Genomic DNA, 16286 nt, shown 5'->3' on the forward strand with positions numbered 1-16286 from the left:
CTGGCCGCGATGGCCCTCCCGGATTGACCGCCAGACTAGCGCCGGCGCCGGTGCGATGCCATCACCTGGCCGTCAAGACTCGGCGGTCATCCGCTCGCCCTCGGCGTCGCCGCCCGCGCCGCCTCATGGGCGCCGTCGGCCTCGCCCGCCCCCATCATCCGCGCGGCGACCCGGTCGCGCTTGACGAAATGATGGAAGGCGACCGCGGCGAGGTGCAACACGATCAGCGCGAGCAAGACGTAGGCGAAGAAGATGTGGCGATCCTCGTAGGCATCCGCCGCCGCCTTGTCCGGCGAGGTGATCTGGGGAACATGGAACAGGCCAAAGAAGCTCGAATAATCCTGGGTGCGGGATCCGGAATGCGCCCAGCCCAGCATCGCGACCAGGATGGTGACGGCATAGAGCGCGCCATGGCTGACGCGGGCGGCGATCCGCTGCCAGGAAGGCATCTCGGCCGGCAGCGTCGGCGTCGGGTTGACGCTGCGCCAGAGCAGCCGCAGCACGGTCAGCAGCAGCACCATGTAGCCGATATCGGCATGAATCGACCGGTAGAAGAACTTGTCCGCCCGTGCCGGGAAGTGGTTCATCCACCAGCCATAGGCCAGCATGCCGATGATGGTGATGCCCAGCACCCAGTGGAACGCACGGGCGAGCGAGCCCCAGCTCGCGGTGGTATTGCGGATCATGGTCGAATGGCCCCGTTTGGATTTCGCACGTCGCAGCAATAGTTTGCCGTGATACTTGCAGGGATAGGTCAAGGCCATATGAAATTCCCGCCTTCACCGCCTTTTGTCGGCCCCAGTGGCCGGATAGCCAGAAACAACTGAATGGTAACCCTGCCTCGGATAGACTTTTCACCGTGCCCACTCCCCCGACCATCCTCATCTTCGATTCCGGCCTCGGCGGCCTCACCGTGCTGCGCGAGATCGTCCGCGCCCGGCCCGACGCCCACTATGTCTATGTCGCCGACGATGCCTTCTTCCCCTATGGCCACCACACCGAGGACGAGATCATCGCCCGGGTGGTGCCGCTGGTCGGCGAGCTGATCGAAGCCCACGCGCCCGACCTCGTCGTGATCGCCTGCAACACGGCGTCCACCCTGGTCATGTCGCATCTGCGCGACGCCTACCGCCTGCCCTTCGTCGGCACGGTGCCGGCGATCAAGCCGGCCTGCGCCTCGTCGAAGACGCGCCGCGTCTCGGTACTCGGCACCAGAGGCACTGTGAAGCGGGAATATACCCGCAAGCTGATCTCGGATTTCGCGCAGGGCTGCGAGGTGACGCTGGTCGGTTCCGGTGAGCTAGCTTCGCTCGCCGAGGCCGCGCTGAGCGGCCAGAGGGTGCGCGACGAGGACATTGCCGCCGAACTGGCCCCCTGCTTCGTCGGCGATGGCGCCAATGACCCCGCGCGCACCGATACCGTCGTGCTGGCCTGCACGCATTATCCGCTGCTGCTGGAACGGCTGACCCGGCTGGCGCCGTGGCCGGTCGACTGGATCGATCCGGCGCCGGCGATCGCCCGCCGCGTCGCCGATTTACTCGGCCCGGCCGGCACAGAGAGCGATGAGGCCGGCGCCGAGATGATCTTCACCTCGAAGCGCCCGCACAAGCTGACCGAAGCGCTGACGCCGTTCTTCGGCGGCCGAGTCCCGGCCTGATCCTTTTCGCCGTCACGACGCGCTGCTAGCCTCTGCTCGCCTTCGAGGGAGGACCGCATTTGACCACAGCCCCGCTGACGCCGCTCAATCGCCTGCGCCAGGCCTGGCGCGACAAGCGCCCGACCTTCGGCGCGATCGCGACCATTCCGAGTATCCAGACCGTGCAGATCATGGCGCAGTCGCTGGACTGGATCATCGTCGATCTCGAGCACGGCCCGATCGACCTCGGCACCGCGCATGCGATGATCGTGGCCACCTCAGGCACGCCGTGCGTGCCGATGGTGCGGATCGCCGCCAACGAGCCGCACCTCGCCAAGGCGCCGATGGACATCGGCGCGCTCGGCATCAACTTCCCGATGATCTGCAACCGCGGCGACGCCGAGAAGGCCGCGCGCAGCGTGCGCTATCCACCGAACGGCGACCGGCTCTGGGGCCCGTTCCATGCGCCGTTCCGCTGGGGCGTCTCGATGAACGACTACATGGCGACCGCCGACGACGACATGATCTGCATGATCACGATCGAGCATGTCGATGCCGTCAATCGCATCGACGAGATCATGGCGACACCGGGCATCGACCTGGCGGTGATCGGGCCCGGCGATCTCGCCACCTCGATCAACAAGCGCGGCTTTCCTGACGATCCCGAAGTGGTCGCACTGATGCAGCGCGCGGAAGAAGGCATCATCAAGAGCGGCGTGCCGATCGGCGGCGTCGCGCGCACCGCCGAGCAGGCCAATGCGATGATCGAGCGCGGCTACCTTGCGCTCGCGCTCGGCTTCGACTGGTCGTTGTTCCAGCGCGGCATTACCGCCGCATTCGCCGGGATCAAGCGATAGCTTCTTTTTCTTGAGCATGATCTTGTCGGAAAACCGCTACACACTTTTCCGGATCATGCTCTAGATCGTCGCCAGATAAAGGCTCGGATCGAAATATTGCGTGGCCGGCGTCGCGGCCGCGAGCGGCGCTTCCGTGACGAAGAAATCACTGACCTGCTGCAGCCATCTGGCCACCGTGCCGTCGGCATAGAGCCGCTTCCACTCCCGCGACGAAAACATCTTCTGCGCCGCCAGCGCCTCCTCGATATCGGCGATCGACGCCTGCGGATAATGGTTCTTCTGCAACGCACCGGCCGCGGCCTTGCCGTTGCGCAGCATGTGGTCGTTGGCGTCGGCCCAGCCGCGGATGACCCGGGCGAAGACGTCGCGGTTGGCGGCGAAATAGTCCTGCCGGGCGACCCAGCCGCCAACGACGGCGGATTGCGGATAGTAGGCGGATGCGTCGACCAGCTTGACGGCGCCGGGGACCTTTTCGCGCACCGCGGTATTGAACGGCACCCACAGCGCGACGGCGGGCACCTCGCCGGCGATGAACGCGTCCACCGCCGCAGACATGCTGCTGCTCACGATTTCGACATCGGCCGGCGCGAGACCGTTGGCGCGCAGCGCACGATCGAGGAAGATGTGGGCCGTGCTCATCCGCGTGGTCGCAATGCGCTTGCCGCGGAGGTCAGCGAACGTCCGCACGCCCTTGTCGGGCCGCACCCAGAGCTGCGCGGTCGCGATCTCGATATCGTTGACGAGGAATGCGGTGTAACCGCCGCGCGGCAGCAGGCTCGAGATCACGGCGCCGGCCGACAGCACGTCAAGCTTGCCCGCGGCCATCGCCTGCACCACCTCGAGACCGGTGTTGAACTCGACCAGATCGAAATCGATCCCTTCGCGGTCGAACGAGCCGCGGTCGAGGCCAGTGAGGATCTGGCCGTCGACGGCAACGACATGAAGATAGCCGAGCCGCAGCCGGGCTCGCTCTCGCGCGATTGCGGGTGCGACGATCGCCGCGGCACTCAGCGCCGCGCCGATGGTTCCGCCGAGGATACGTCGCCGGCTGATCTTGCGGGGCAGCACGCGGGCCTCGGTGAGCATCTCAGTGCACCGGATGATCGAGCAGCGGTTGCTGAACGGCATCGCGCAGCCGTTCGGCATGGTATTGCGCGACGCCGTCTCCGGGATATTCGGCCAGGAAGTCGGCAATGTGCAGCAGCGCCGTGGCGGGTTCCCCGCCGCGGATCGCAGCGTAGACGGCCTCCCAGAATGCGCAGAACGCCAGCTCGGAACCGCCGCGCGCGCCGCAGAGCTCATAGACCGTGATCGCCTCGGCAAAGCCCTTCGGCCGGATCTGGTCGACGCTGCGGAACGCGAATTTGTGCTCGGCGCGCGCCCGCACGGCCGCGCTGACCAGGACTTGGGTGCCGTAGTTCTTGTTGAGCCCTTCGAGCCGCGAGGCCAGATTGATGGTGGCACCGAGCGCGGTGTAGTTCATGCGGTCGGCGGAGCCCACATTGCCGACCACGGCGTCACCGAGATGCAGGCCGAACCGCGTGGTGTAGGCCGGCCAGCCCTCGCTGCGGAACGCCCGGTTGAGCTCGGCGTTGCGCTGCAGGCAGTCCAGCACCGCCTCGCAGGCGTGAATGACGTGATCGTCGTCGTCGTCCGGCGCATTCCACAGTGCCATCACCGCATCGCCGATGAACTTGTCGATGGTGCCGTGGTGCTTCATGATCGCCTCCGACATCGCGGCGAAATAGCGCGAGGTGAAGATCATGACCTGCGACGGATCCGCTTTCTCCGTCTTCGCGGTGAAATCAGCGACGTCGGTGAACAGCACCGTGACCTCGCGCCGGACGCCGCCGAGCTGTAACGAGGCGCCCGACGCCATCAGCTGGCGGACGATCGGCTGCGGAATGAAGCTGGAGAAATTGCGCACGACGGTGCGCATCGTGAACACCGAACGGCCGAGCTCGTCGATCTCGTCGATGGCCGATTGCATGCGCGGCCGGTCAGCGAGCTGAAAGCGCTGGATCTCGTCGGTCTGCCGCGCCAGCTCGCGCAGCGACCGGGCGAGCAGCGAGCCGAGCCAGAACGCGAACGGCAGCATCGCGATCACAAAGCCGAGCGCGATGGCGAACAGCGCGCGCCGCTCCGAGATGATCTTGGCAAAGAATTCATCGAGCGGGGCGATCACCGCGAGGCGGATGTTGGCCGCCCCGGCGGTCTCGATGCGGTGAAAGGCTGCAACCAGCGTCCGCCCGTCGCCGTCGGTGAAGAACTGCTGGGCGCTGCCATCGCTGCGCCAGGACGCAATCGCCGCAGACAGGCCGGGAAGCTTGAGGGCCTCGATCCGGGGCAGCGCGTCACGCCGCTCCGCCATCAGATCGCGCATCTCGGGATGGCCGACGATGCGGTCGGCATCGTTGAACAGGAAGGCCAGCCCGGACTTGCCGAGCTTCTGCCGGCTCAGCATCTCCTCGAGGCGATTGAGCAGGAGATCAGCAGCCACCACCCCGCGGCGGCCCTCCCTCAGCGGGATGCGCAGCGTGTAGCCGGGCTCGCCGGTCGCATAGAACACATAGGGCCCGGTGAGCAGCGTCTTGCGATCCTTGAAGGCCTCGACATACCAGGGACGCTGCCGCGGGTCGTAGCTGTCAGGTCCTGCGACTTGCGCGACCTGGATCAAATTTTCCGACAGGAACAGCGTCACCGGCGCAGCAGCAGACGCCCCGGTGCGGGCGATCACGACCACGCGGTAGACCGCGTCGGCGTCGACATTCAACGCCGTGCGGAATTGCGGCTTGGCGCGATCGATGACGTCCATCTCGAGGAACGAGCCGTCTTCGTATCCGACATAGAGATTGAAGATCTGCGGATTGTTGCGCAGCATCGAGGCCAGCAGGCCGTAGAGCCTGGTGTTGTCGGCGATGTCGGCCTCCTGGATCGCCGGCAGCCCCGCCAAAATCTCGAGATTGTCGCGCACATTCTTGAACTGCGCGTCGATGCGGTCGGCACCGAGTTGCCCGACCTTGTCGATGAACGTGCTCGCCGCCATCTGCGTGATCGAGGAGACCCGCCTGAAGCTGAGATAGACCAGCGTCAGCCCGACCACTAGCACGGCGGCGATGAACACCGTGATGATGGAAGTGCGGAAGCCGATCCGAACCGGCCGCCGGCTGGTCGCGCGCGCATCACTCATCGGGTCTGTCGTTCGCCTCCTTCAAAGCGTTTTCGAGCGAAGTGGGCACCGGTTCGCGTGAAGAAAACGCGTCAAACAAAAGGTAGAGCTTCGGTTCGATCAGAACCGAAGCTCTAATACTTCCGTACGATCGGCTTTGCCGGCGCCGTCTGTGGCGCGGCGGTCGAGAGCTGGAACGTGACCCAGGCCGTCCATCCCTCCGCGCGGTTCTCGGCGGCGAAATCCTTGTAGCCGCGGACGTTCAGATAGCCCTGATAGCCCTCGCCGACCGGAAAGATGAATCCGACCTGCGGTCCGATCCCGGCGACGCGTCCCTTGAAATCGCCGAGCTTGGCGCCGGCCCCGCTATCGCCGGTGAGCTGCTGGAAATAGTAGCCGGCAACACCGACATGGACGTTCTTCTCGATGAACTTCGAAAGTCCCCAGTCGACGTGGAAGTCGATGCCGTTCTGGTACTGCAGATCCTTGTTCATTCCATTGTAGGTGACGCCGGCCAGCACCGAGAACTCCTGGCCGGATTCCGGATTGAGATAAGTATAGGCGCCGCCGACGTCGATCGCGACGAATCCGAAGCTGAGATTGGCGAGACGGGTGCTGTCATAGGTCCCGCTCGGGATGTTGCCAAAGATATAGAACATCTCGTTGTTGACACCCTGATTCCATTTCAGGGTGCCCTGGTAGAAGACGTCAGAGACCGTGGTGCGGTTGTCGGTTGCGACGCCCGAGAGCGTGTTGCCGCGCGGGCCGGTCAGCGTCGCGTCGACGCCGACACCGATATTTCCCGGCGCAGTCAGGAAGGTCACCGCCGCCTGCCCGCCAAGCACGGACTGCGCCCAGGTATAGGTGAAGCCTTCGATCAGCACGTCCGCATGGGCGTTGAGCCCGGCGACGACGGATCCCGGCACGCGGTTGCCGATGACGAAATTCTTGCTCGCGTTGGCGCTTTGATCGAGGTGAATGTAGATCGTCTCATACGCCCAGCCGGGCATCGCCGGCGCCGCCGTCAGGCTGGCGAACGCGCCGGGCAGCCAGAAGCTCAGCCCACCGGCGTCGGCCAACGCCGTGCGCGGCACCGCCGACAGCGCGAGCGCGCCGATGATACCGAGTAAAGCGCGCCTGTGAAGTTTGAGCATCGTCATCTGAACCTCCCCACCTCGTTCAAGACACCGTAACGGATTCGCGCGCACTTCAGTTCACCGCCTGCGCCTCCGGGAATTTCCACTTTCCGTTCAGGATTTCCGGACGCGGCCGATAGAGCCTGACCGTGTAGTTCCAGCCCTTCATGATCGGCAGGCAGTTCGGAATCTTGCCGTCGCAGCCGCCGAACTGGACGGCGATCGAACCGTCGGCGGATTTCTTCGCCGTGATGTTGTTCAGCGTATAGGCGTCGTAGGGATTCTTCTCGAAATATCCCTTCGCGTCGTAGACGCTGATCGACCAGAACGCGTCGACTGGAACATCCTTGACGGTCAGCCTGTAGACCGTGGCGCCGTCGTTCTTCGCCGGCGTGATGCTGAGGTAGGACGCGTCCTTGTCGGGATTGCCGCCCCAGCCGGCGGCGGTGCCGATCAGATGCCGCACCGGGTCGACCTGCCCTTTGGGCCCGAACGCATGGGCGAAGCCGCCGGTATGGTCATTCAACGCCAGCAGCGCGTCGCGGATGCTCTTCTGGCTGACCTGATCCCAGTTCGGCAGCTCAAGCTTGCCTTGTGCCTTCTGGTCGACCTTGATCGCATCCTGCAACGCATGAACCTGCGCGAGGTCGTTCGGGTCGTTCGGATCGACCAGCGTGCGAATCCCGGCCACCGCGTAGCGCGTGCCGACATTCTGGCGCGTCAAGGTGCGCTTACCGGCGCCGTAATACACCGCGGGCACGTAGTGATCCTCGTTGATCACCTGCAGCGACATGAAGCGTTTGCCGGCGTCCGGCATCGTGATCGTCACGGGACCTTCGTCGAGGTCGAACACGCCGGACGTATAGAGCGTATCGCGATTGAGCCGGATGACCGACTGCTTGTCGATGCTTGCCGGTTCGCGACGGTGGCTGAGCTTGCCAAGGCCGGCCTCCTTGGCAAGGTTGTTGATGTAGAGATCGGACTCCGCACGGGCAAAGTTGTCGACGGTGACCGGCACGGCGCCGCCCGCGGCCGGCGCCGCTCCGACCGTGGCATCCGCGACCCGCTGCAGCAGCGGCCGCTTCCATTTGCCGTTTAAGGCCTCGGCCTTCGGCCAGTACAGCCGAAGCGCCATCAGGAACGGGCCGTTCGGCGCCGGCAGCCAGTTCGCCTCCTTGTCCGCGCCGGGCGACTCGCGCTGGACATAAAGCGTCAGGCCGCCGTCCGCATTCCTCTTCAGGTTCTGCAGCATCGGCGAGTTGATGAGGTAGCGATGCAGCGGGTTGGCGACGAGGTAGCGCTGCGGCAAGTCGTACATGGTCAGCGACCAGAACGCATTGACCGGCGGCAGCTGGCCGGGCGCAAACGTCATGGTATAGCGGCCGGCGGTGCCGTCGAGGTGCTGGCCGGCAGCGTCGATGACGTAGCCAGGATAGATCGCCTCCTCTTTCGAATTGCCGTAGATGCCGTCGACAGCGCCGATCATGCGCTTGAGGTAGTCGTTCTTCAGGAACGCGCGCGTTCCGAACACATCGGCGCTGGTCATCTCGCCGGTAGCCATCTTCTTGTCGGCGGCCGCATACTGTTTCCATGCATCGGCCATGCCGTCCTGCACCGCCTGGCGGATGTCGGGCGCCAGTTGATCGGCATTGAAGGGCTTGCCGGCCGCGACGCCGAGCTTTGCGAAGCGTGCCCGCAATGCGCTCTCCGTGGGATTCACTGGACAGAATTGCAGGACAAAATTGAGGACGCTGAAGAACTCGGGCGAATTCTTCTGCTGCTGCGGCGTCAACGGCTTAACGAAGTCGATCGCCGGCGCCGCGGCAGGAGCAGGCTTGCCGAGGAATTGCGAAAACGGCTGCACCTTGTAGCCGGTCTGGACTTTCTTCACATTGTCGATGTCCTCAGGACCGAACAGCTGCGTCCGGTACAGCACGAACGCGAAGTCCGTTTCGGACCGCAGCACGCCGCTGATGCCCTTCGGCGTCTCGCCCTTCCAACCAGGTCCCGCGAGCAAGTAACTTCCCGGACCGTTGCCGGTGGCGCGGCTGCCGACATAGGCGAAGTTGAAGGTGTACTGGTCGATGAACTGCAGCGAGTAGTAACGGCGCTTCTCGACCGCCGGCACGGTGAAGACCAGCGGCTCGGCGCGCAAATCCGCGCCGACATAGGAATACGGCGTGTCCGAGTTGGGGGTCTGGATCGCCTTGTCGTCGGGCGTATAGACGCGCGCGTTGTTGTACAGCGTATTCGCGGGCGCCTTGTATTCCGGTCCGGCACGATCGACGAAATAGGAATATTGAACGCGATAATTGTCGACCAGCGGAAAGCCGTAGACATAAGCATCGCGCGCGATCGCCCGCGCCTCTTCCGGCGTCGTCTGCGCCGAGGCCGACGCGAGGGTCGACATCATGACGAGCGCGGCAAGTGCGATTTCCTTCATCATGGCTACTCGCATTGGATCACCTCAAAACGGATTGACGTTGTTCGGCCGCTCATGGCTTCGGCTCCTTCGCAGCACCCGTTGTGATCAGGGGCGGAAGATCTCCTTCCAGTCCTGCTTCATGTCGACCACGGTCCAGCCGCCGGTTGTGGCCGCGTCGAGCGCCTTGTCGAGCTTGCCGATCTTCGACTGCCGGTCGTAGGCATATTCGCGGGCGCTATCTGTGTGGTGCACGATGCCGGCGAACCGCGGGCCCTCACCCGCGGCGGTCCATTGCAACATCTGCAGGTCGCCATCCGAATTGCCGAACGCGAAGATCGGGCGGCGGCCGATGAAGCGGTTGATCCCGACCGGCTTGCCCGGGCCGTCGTCGATGAACTCGACCTCGGCCTCCTTCATCAACTCGGGCTTGCCGTCGGCTCCGATCTGGAATTTCACCACACCCGACGAGCCGACCACCTGCTCCGGCGGGATGCCGTAGACCCGCTCCATCCACGGCCGCATGAATTCGACGCCGCCGCCGGAGACGACGAAGGTCTTGAAACCGTTGGCGCGCAAATAGGCGAGCAGTTCCAGCATCGGCTGATAGACCAGGCTGTCGTAAGGACGGTTGAAGCGCGGATGCCTTGCCGTCGCGAGCCAGTCGCGGACGGACTGCGCAAAGGCATCCGTGGTCATGCCGGCATGGGTCGCCGCCATGATCTGCAGCACCCCCTTCTCGCCGGCGGCCGCAAGCGCGCCGGTGCCTTTCTCCAGCAGCGCCTTGAACGGCTGCTGCGTCCTCCACTCGGGATGATCCGGCGCCATCGCCTTGACGCGATCGAGCGCGAAGGCGAGCTGGAAATAGAACGGCTGCTCGGTCCACAGCGTGCCGTCGTTATCGAACGTGGCGATGCGCTCGGCGGGCGGTACGAAGTCCGCACCGCCTTGCGTCGTTACCCGTGCGACGAAACTGGTGATCGCCTGCTTCGCCGCGCCGTCGTTCCAGGACGGCAGCGGATCGTGCTGCGCCAGCGCAAGGCGTCCGTCGAAACCGCAGACAACAACGGCGACCAGCGCGGCGAGCGCGCTCCGGCGGGTCGGCCCTCTCAATTCGATTATCATCGCAATTCGCAGACGGTTCGATTGGTACAAGCGCCAGCCGGCATCAGCGCCGGCTGGCGACTTCATCGCCGGCTATTTCGGAATCTTGGAGTCGACCGCGCGGTGCATGTCCTCCATCAGCCCCTCGACCGAGAAGCTCGCGGGCTTCTGGCTCGGCGGATAATCCTTGTAAGTCTCCAGATATTTCGCGATCTCCGCCACCGCGCCATATTGGATGTAGGCGTGATCCATCAGCCAATCCCAATAGGTGTTTGAGGTGATGTCCGCCCGTTCGAACGGGTCGGCATGCAAATCATAGAACTTGGCAAGGCGAAGCTTAGTGAACGGCTCGCCCCAGACCAAGAGCGTACCCGGCGCGCGCTGCTCCTCGAACACCAGCTTCCAGTTTGCAAACCGCATCGCGACCAGATCGGCGTCGTCGTTGAAATAGATGAAGTAGGGCCGCGCCGACTTGTCCTGCTGACCCGTCAGATACGGCAATTGGTTGTAGCCATCGAGATGAACCTTGAACGTCTTGCCGGCCGCCTGGTAGCCGGTGAGCAGCTTCTCCTTCACGTCGGGTTCGCCGGCTGCCGCAAGCAGCGTCGGGCACCAATCAAGGCCGCTGACGAGTTCATGCGAGATCTGCCCCGGCTTGATGCGGCCCGGCCAGCGGATCATGCAGGGAACGCGGAACGCGCCTTCCCAGTTGGTGTTCTTTTCGCTTCGGAACCAGGTCATGGCGCCGTCCGGCCAGGAATTCATGTGCGGACCGTTGTCGGTGCCGTAGATCACGATGGTGTCGTTGGCGATGCCGAGGTCGTCGAGCTTCTTGAGTAGCAGGCCGACATGATTGTCGTGCTCGATCATGCCGTCGGCATATTCGGTTCGCGCGGAAATCCCGGGCTGGTCGCGGTGCTCCGCACGTACGTGGGTCCGAAGATGCATCCGCGTCGCATTGAACCAGCAGAAGAACGGCTTGTTGCCCTTGGCCTGCCGGTCGATGAAATCGGCCGCGGCGGCCGAGGTCTCGTCATCGATGGTTTCCATCCGCTTCTTGGTGAGCGGACCGGTATCCTCGATCGTCTGCTTGCCGACGCGTCCGAAACGCGGATCCTCGGTCGGATCGTCGCGATCGCTGGCCTTGCATCTCATCACGCCGCGCGGCCCGAAATTGGCGCGGAAGGCAGGGTCTTTCGGATAGTTGAAATTCTCCGGCTCTTCCTCGGCATTGAGGTGATAGAGATTGCCGAAGAATTCGTCGAAGCCGTGCACGGTCGGCAGGAATTCGTTGCGGTCGCCGAGATGGTTCTTGCCGAACTGGCCCGTGGCGTAGCCTTGCGGCTTCAGCAACTCCGCGATGGTGGCATCGCGCGCCTGCAATCCGACCTTGACGCCGGGAACGCCGACCTTGGAAAGGCCGGTACGGAGCGTCGCTTGGCCGGTGATGAAGCTCGATCGGCCCGCCGTGCAGCTCTGCTCGGCGTAGTAGTCCATGAACATCATGCCCTCGCGCGCGAGGCGGTCGATGTTCGGCGTCTGGTAGCCCATCAGGCCATGCGAATAGGCGCTGATGTTCGCCAGACCAATGTCGTCGCCCCAGATCACGAGGATGTTGGGCTTGCGTCCGGATGGTGCCGGCGTCGCGCTTTGCGCCTGCGCCAGCGCATCGGACGTCAGTGCCGCCGCGGCCACCAGGGTCGATGTCCCCAGCAACAGATTGCGGCGGTCAATCGCCTGCTTCGTGCCGTTCTGCTTGTTGTTCTCGGCGTCGCTGCTCATCAGACACTCCCTTCGTTGCAAGGCATTCATTTCGGCGGGCGAGAAACGTCGGCGGAGGGCCGCACCACGCACCTGAACCCGACATGGCTGGTCGAGGTATCGACCGGCTCGGCATGACGCGCGGCTGGGCGATAACGGCGGCAGTAATTCGGCGCGCAGAGGTGCGAGCCGCCCTTCAGGACCTTGCGCGGAATCCTGATCGCGGGCTGGCAGGAATCGTAACTCGCGTCCTCGCGGCCGCCGCGCGGGTTTTGCGGGATGCAGCAGGGTTTTGCCGCGTCGGCCTCGTGGCGCGCGGACCACCAGTCGGCGGTCCACTCCCAGACATTGCCGATCATGTCGTGGACGCCGTAACCGTTCGGCGGGAATGCGGTCACCGGCGAGGTTCGGTCAAACCCGTCCTCGCAGAGATTCTGCAGCGGGAAATTGCCCTGCCAGATGTTGGCCATGTGCTTGCCGCCGGGCGTCAGCGCATTGCCCCAGGCATATTCCTCATCGTCGAGCCCGCCACGTGCCGCGAACTCCCACTCCGCTTCGGTCGCAAGCTCCTTGCCGGCCCATTTGGCGTAGGCGAGCGCATCGGCATAGGCGACGTGGACGACGGGATGGCTGCCGAGCACATTGATGTTGCTGCGCGGGCCATAGGGACGACGCCAGTTCGCGCCGCGCAGGAAGGTCCACCATTGGCTCCAGTCGCGCAGCGTGTGGACCCGGCGCGGCGGCGAAAACACCAGCGAGCCGGCGTACAGCATATGCGGCAGCGCGCCCGGATATTGCACGGGATCGGGCGGCCGCTCGGCTATGGTGATGTGGCCGGTGTCCCGCACGAAGTCGCGGAATTGGGCGTTGGTCACCGGTGTACGATCGATCCAGAAGCCATCGACCGAGGCCCGATGCGACGGCGCCTCCTCGGGATAATGATGATCCGACCCCATGCGGAAGGTGCCGCCGGGAATCCAGACCATGTCGTCGGTCTGCATCCGGTCGTCCGGCCCTGGTTCAGCGGAGGTGATCTCTGCCCGGGACATGGCGATGCACCTGTTCGCGCGCTACCGTGGGCAATGGTCCCGGAAGCCCTGCGTTCTCGGTGGGGCGGTGACTCCGATGACCGCTCCGAGGAAAATCTTGCTGAAGATGGCAGCCTTGTAGATCACAGGCTTGTAGGTCACGGGCTTGGGTTCGTGGGGATCCAACGTCGTGCTCGATTGCATTGTCGCGCCCTTCCATTTTTCTGTGCTGCACTTCTCGGCAGCGTTGATTACGTCAGGCCCGCTTCCCCTTCTCTCCTCGTCGTTACCGGTGCGCGCATCCACACGCGCGACCGCTCCTGCGGCGCGTGATCCGTCCCGCCGGACGCTGTCACGAGCTGTTTCGCTTTGAGATCAAACGATAGCGCAACGCGTCATGCGTGTGATGTGCACTTTGTGCCAACCGCAACCCCAAGGCGTGCAGCCTTAACGAACGATGTCCCAATTCCATCAATCCGATGTCGTCGTCGGATTCTCTTTCTCGAAAAAACAAGCGAAAAACTGCGCGTTTGCGAAATCCGCTCGACGGGCTCACGGTACGAGCCCAACCGAGCGAGGCACGATGTCGCAGGGCGCTCGGTGCGCTGACTTCAACCGACTGCACTCAATCGATCGATCGCGCTGCCTTTGGAAGCGTGGATTCGTCGCGGCATTCACCTGGATCGAGCGTAGACGCGAAGCCACCGGCCTCGTCCAGGCAGCTGCCGGTGAGCAAGCTCCTATCAGGTCGAGAAACCGGTGTTCAAAGCCGGGCATCGGACCTGCGGTGGAACACCGCAATTGCCTGGACAGCGTGTAAGCCCCGCGTAAGGATGACCGCGTCCAATTCCATGAACAGCCGGCGGACTTATCCGAACGTCGCACGCGCAGATCACACTTCGCCGGCTTTCCGCCGCGATTCCGCGCTGCTAGAGTTTCGCGCCTTGGGGAGGAAAATGCATGTTCAGGAAGTTGCTGCTTGGTCTCACCGTGATTGCGTTTGCCGGTACCGGCGCTGCCTTTGCGCAGCAGAGCGGCATCAAGCGAACACCGCTGCAGAAGGTCGATTTCCCGGCGGGCTACAACACGGTCACGGCGATTGCCGAGGTTCCAGCCGGGGGTGCGTCGGGTCGTCACAGCCATCCCGGCGCTGAAACCGGCTATGTGCTCGAAGGCGAGCTGGAACTTGTGATCGACGGCAAGCCGCCGCTGAAGCTCAAGGCAGGCGATTCCTACCAGATCCCGGAAGGTGCGGTGCACGATGCCAAAACTTCCGGCGACAAGCCGCTCAAGGTGCTAGGGGTCTACGTGGTCAAGGCCGGCGAGCCCTTGGCCAAACCGGCGCCGTGACCTGTTGGCCTCCGATCAGTTGGTTCATGTTGGCTTCAGGTGCGGCGAGCAACCATCCGAGCTCGCCGGGCCTTTTGATTTTTGCCTGATTGCAGGGATATGAACCGAACAGATGCGCGGTAAATTTCGTCGGATTTCATTGCCGCGCCGTCTCGTCGCCGATCTGATGTACGCGTCGGCCGGCGTGCCGTTCGTCTCCCTGACACGCTCGCTGAACGTTCGTGCGGTGGTCGAGGCCCGCGCACGCGCGGCGCAGGCGCCGGGCTGGGCCGCCATCTTCGTCAAGGCATTCGCGCTGGTCGCCAAGACCGAGCCGACCCTGCGCACCCTGCACGTCAAATGGCCCTGGCCCTGTCTCTACGAGCTGCCGTGCAGCGTCGGCATGGTGGCCATTGCGCGCGTTGAGAAGGGCGAGGAATGCGTACTGTTCGAACGCGTCCGGGGCGCCGACGAGATGGCGCTTGGCGATGTCGATGCGCTGATCCGGCGCGCCAAGACCGCGCCGCTGCACGAGATCCCCTCGTTCCGCAAGATGCTCTGTGTGACGCGCCTGCCGTTTCCGCTGCGCCGCCTGGCATGGGCGATCGGGATGAATTTCGGCCGGCAGCGCGCCAATTTCTGCGGCAGCTTCGGCGTCACCTCGGTCGCGGCCTATGGCCCGGGCGAGTTGCACGCGCTGAGCCCCGGGCCGTTCCTGCTGAGCTATGGCGTGATCAAGCCGGACTTGACCGTCGACGTGGTGCTGCGCTGGGACCATCTGGTCTGCGACGCCGCCCTCATTGCCAAAACCCTGACCCGGCTTGAGCAGGTGCTGGGCGGCGAAATCGCCGCGGAATTGGGCGCGATCCGGCCGCAAGCCGACGCCCGGCCGGTTCGGGCGGCCGGAACCCGGCTTTGAGTGGCGAAACCGGCCGATTTTGACGCCGATTCGGCCCAAATCGTCCTGTGTTTTGTTTGACAGAGCCGGACTTTCTCCTTAAGACGACCCTTGCTCGCGGGCCGGTTTCGGCCCGCGATGCGTTTCGCGACCCGTGGTTCTCCCCGAGCTTTCGAGGCGGACCTGTCGGTACGGGCCTTTTTTGGCCGGTACACAGGAGGGCGCGTCTCCTCAAATCTGAAACTGACAAAACGCCGGGCGCTTCGTGCGACGGCTATCAAAGAGGACGCGATGACAAAGCGCAGTGAGGCGAAGTACAAGATCGATCGCCGCATGGGCCAGAATATCTGGGGCCGCCCGAAGAGCCCCGTGAACCGCCGCGAATACGGCCCCGGCCAGCACGGCCAGCGCCGCAAGGGCAAGCTCTCCGACTTCGGCGTGCAGCTCCGCGCCAAGCAGAAGCTCAAGGGCTACTACGCCAACATTTCCGAGCGCCAGTTCCACGGCATCTATGTCGAGGCCAGCCGCCTGAAGGGCGACACCGGCGAGAACCTGATCGGCCTGCTCGAGCGCCGTCTCGACACCGTGGTCTATCGCGCCAAGTTCGTCGCCACGATGTTCGCTGCGCGCCAGTTCATCAACCACGGCCACGTCAAGGTGAACGGCCGCAAGGTCGACATCGGCAGCTACAAGCTGAAGATCGGCGACACCATCGAGGTCAAGGAAGCCTCCAAGCAGCTCACCCCGGTGCTGGAAGCCGCCCAGCTGCCCGAGCGCGACCTGCCCGACTTCCTCGAAGTCGATCACGGCAAGATGACCGCGAAGTTCGTCCGCATCCCGGCGCTCGGCGACGTGCCGTTCCCGGTGCAGATGGAGCCGCATCTGATCGTCGAATTCTATTCGCGCTGATCACAGCACGCATGCGAGATCCGAAAGGCCCCGGTTT

Annotated in this window: 13 protein-coding genes and 1 pseudogene; 5 read left to right on the forward strand and 9 right to left on the reverse strand. The window is 64.2% G+C overall.

Translation table 11 applies throughout. The features are described 5' to 3' along the window. Positions 1–86: 86 nt before the first annotated feature. Entirely contained in the window at positions 87–686 is a 600-nt protein-coding gene (locus ACVIGA_RS05610) for a cytochrome b (RefSeq protein ID WP_456670745.1), read from the reverse strand. 173 nt (positions 687–859) lie between these two features. Here ACVIGA_RS05610 and murI point away from each other — a divergent pair, with 173 nt between their 5' ends. Together murI and ACVIGA_RS05620 are read left to right on the forward strand one after the other, a co-directional pair. Continuing rightward, the gene (gene murI, locus ACVIGA_RS05615) at positions 860–1657 is read left to right on the forward strand and encodes a glutamate racemase (protein WP_456665602.1); all 798 of its coding nucleotides are present in this window, start codon (positions 860–862) and stop codon (positions 1655–1657) included. Positions 1658–1716: 59 nt separating this feature from the next. After that, positions 1717–2493 carry an HpcH/HpaI aldolase family protein gene (locus ACVIGA_RS05620; protein ID WP_456665603.1) on the forward strand — a complete coding sequence of 259 codons (777 nt, stop codon included), beginning with the start codon at positions 1717–1719 and terminating at the stop codon, positions 2491–2493. 60 nt (positions 2494–2553) lie between these two features. Here the strand turns inward: ACVIGA_RS05620 and ACVIGA_RS05625 are convergent, their stop codons facing one another. The 8 genes and pseudogenes from ACVIGA_RS05625 to ACVIGA_RS05660 all read right to left on the reverse strand — a co-directional run bounded on the left by ACVIGA_RS05625 (position 2554) and on the right by ACVIGA_RS05660 (position 13134). Continuing rightward, positions 2554–3579, reverse strand: coding sequence for an ABC transporter substrate-binding protein (locus ACVIGA_RS05625; protein WP_456665604.1), 1026 nt, complete (start codon positions 3577–3579; stop codon positions 2554–2556). A 1-nt stretch (position 3580) separates the two neighbouring features. After that, positions 3581–5683 (reverse strand): cache domain-containing protein, encoded by a 2103-nt coding sequence (locus ACVIGA_RS05630; RefSeq protein ID WP_456665605.1) that lies wholly within the window; start codon positions 5681–5683, stop codon positions 3581–3583. A gap of 113 nt (positions 5684–5796) precedes the next feature. Beyond that, positions 5797–6822 (reverse strand): SphA family protein, encoded by a 1026-nt coding sequence (locus tag ACVIGA_RS05635; RefSeq protein ID WP_456665606.1) that lies wholly within the window; start codon positions 6820–6822, stop codon positions 5797–5799. Positions 6823–6871: 49 nt separating this feature from the next. Continuing rightward, positions 6872–7873, reverse strand: a complete 1002-nt coding sequence (locus ACVIGA_RS05640; RefSeq protein ID WP_456670746.1) for a DUF1254 domain-containing protein — start codon at positions 7871–7873, stop codon at positions 6872–6874. After that, positions 7862–9244: pseudogene (locus ACVIGA_RS05645) on the reverse strand (DUF1254 domain-containing protein); the annotation flags it as partial. The gene ACVIGA_RS05640 and the pseudogene ACVIGA_RS05645, both read right to left, overlap by 12 nt. An 84-nt stretch (positions 9245–9328) precedes the next feature. Further along, positions 9329–10345, reverse strand: a complete 1017-nt coding sequence (locus ACVIGA_RS05650; RefSeq protein ID WP_456665607.1) for an HAD family hydrolase — start codon at positions 10343–10345, stop codon at positions 9329–9331. A gap of 72 nt (positions 10346–10417) precedes the next feature. Then, positions 10418–12106 carry an arylsulfatase gene (locus ACVIGA_RS05655; protein WP_456665608.1) on the reverse strand — a complete coding sequence of 563 codons (1689 nt, stop codon included), beginning with the start codon at positions 12104–12106 and terminating at the stop codon, positions 10418–10420. 26 nt (positions 12107–12132) lie between these two features. Beyond that, complete coding sequence (locus ACVIGA_RS05660) at positions 12133–13134, reverse strand: formylglycine-generating enzyme family protein (protein ID WP_456665609.1); 1002 nt, start codon at positions 13132–13134, stop codon at positions 12133–12135. 939 nt (positions 13135–14073) lie between these two features. On the opposite strand from ACVIGA_RS05660, the gene ACVIGA_RS05665 reads away from it, so the two are divergent. The 3 genes from ACVIGA_RS05665 to rpsD all read left to right on the forward strand — a co-directional run bounded on the left by ACVIGA_RS05665 (position 14074) and on the right by rpsD (position 16249). Next, on the forward strand, positions 14074–14463 hold the full coding sequence (locus ACVIGA_RS05665; protein ID WP_420964847.1) for a cupin domain-containing protein: 390 nt from the start codon (positions 14074–14076) through the stop codon (positions 14461–14463). A gap of 112 nt (positions 14464–14575) precedes the next feature. Next, positions 14576–15361, forward strand: coding sequence for an acyltransferase (locus tag ACVIGA_RS05670; protein ID WP_456665610.1), 786 nt, complete (start codon positions 14576–14578; stop codon positions 15359–15361). A 270-nt stretch (positions 15362–15631) separates the two neighbouring features. After that, complete coding sequence (gene rpsD, locus ACVIGA_RS05675; protein WP_456665611.1) at positions 15632–16249, forward strand: 30S ribosomal protein S4; 618 nt, start codon at positions 15632–15634, stop codon at positions 16247–16249. Positions 16250–16286: the final 37 nt, after the last annotated feature.

It is taken from the genome of Bradyrhizobium sp. USDA 3240 (assembly GCF_054063295.1).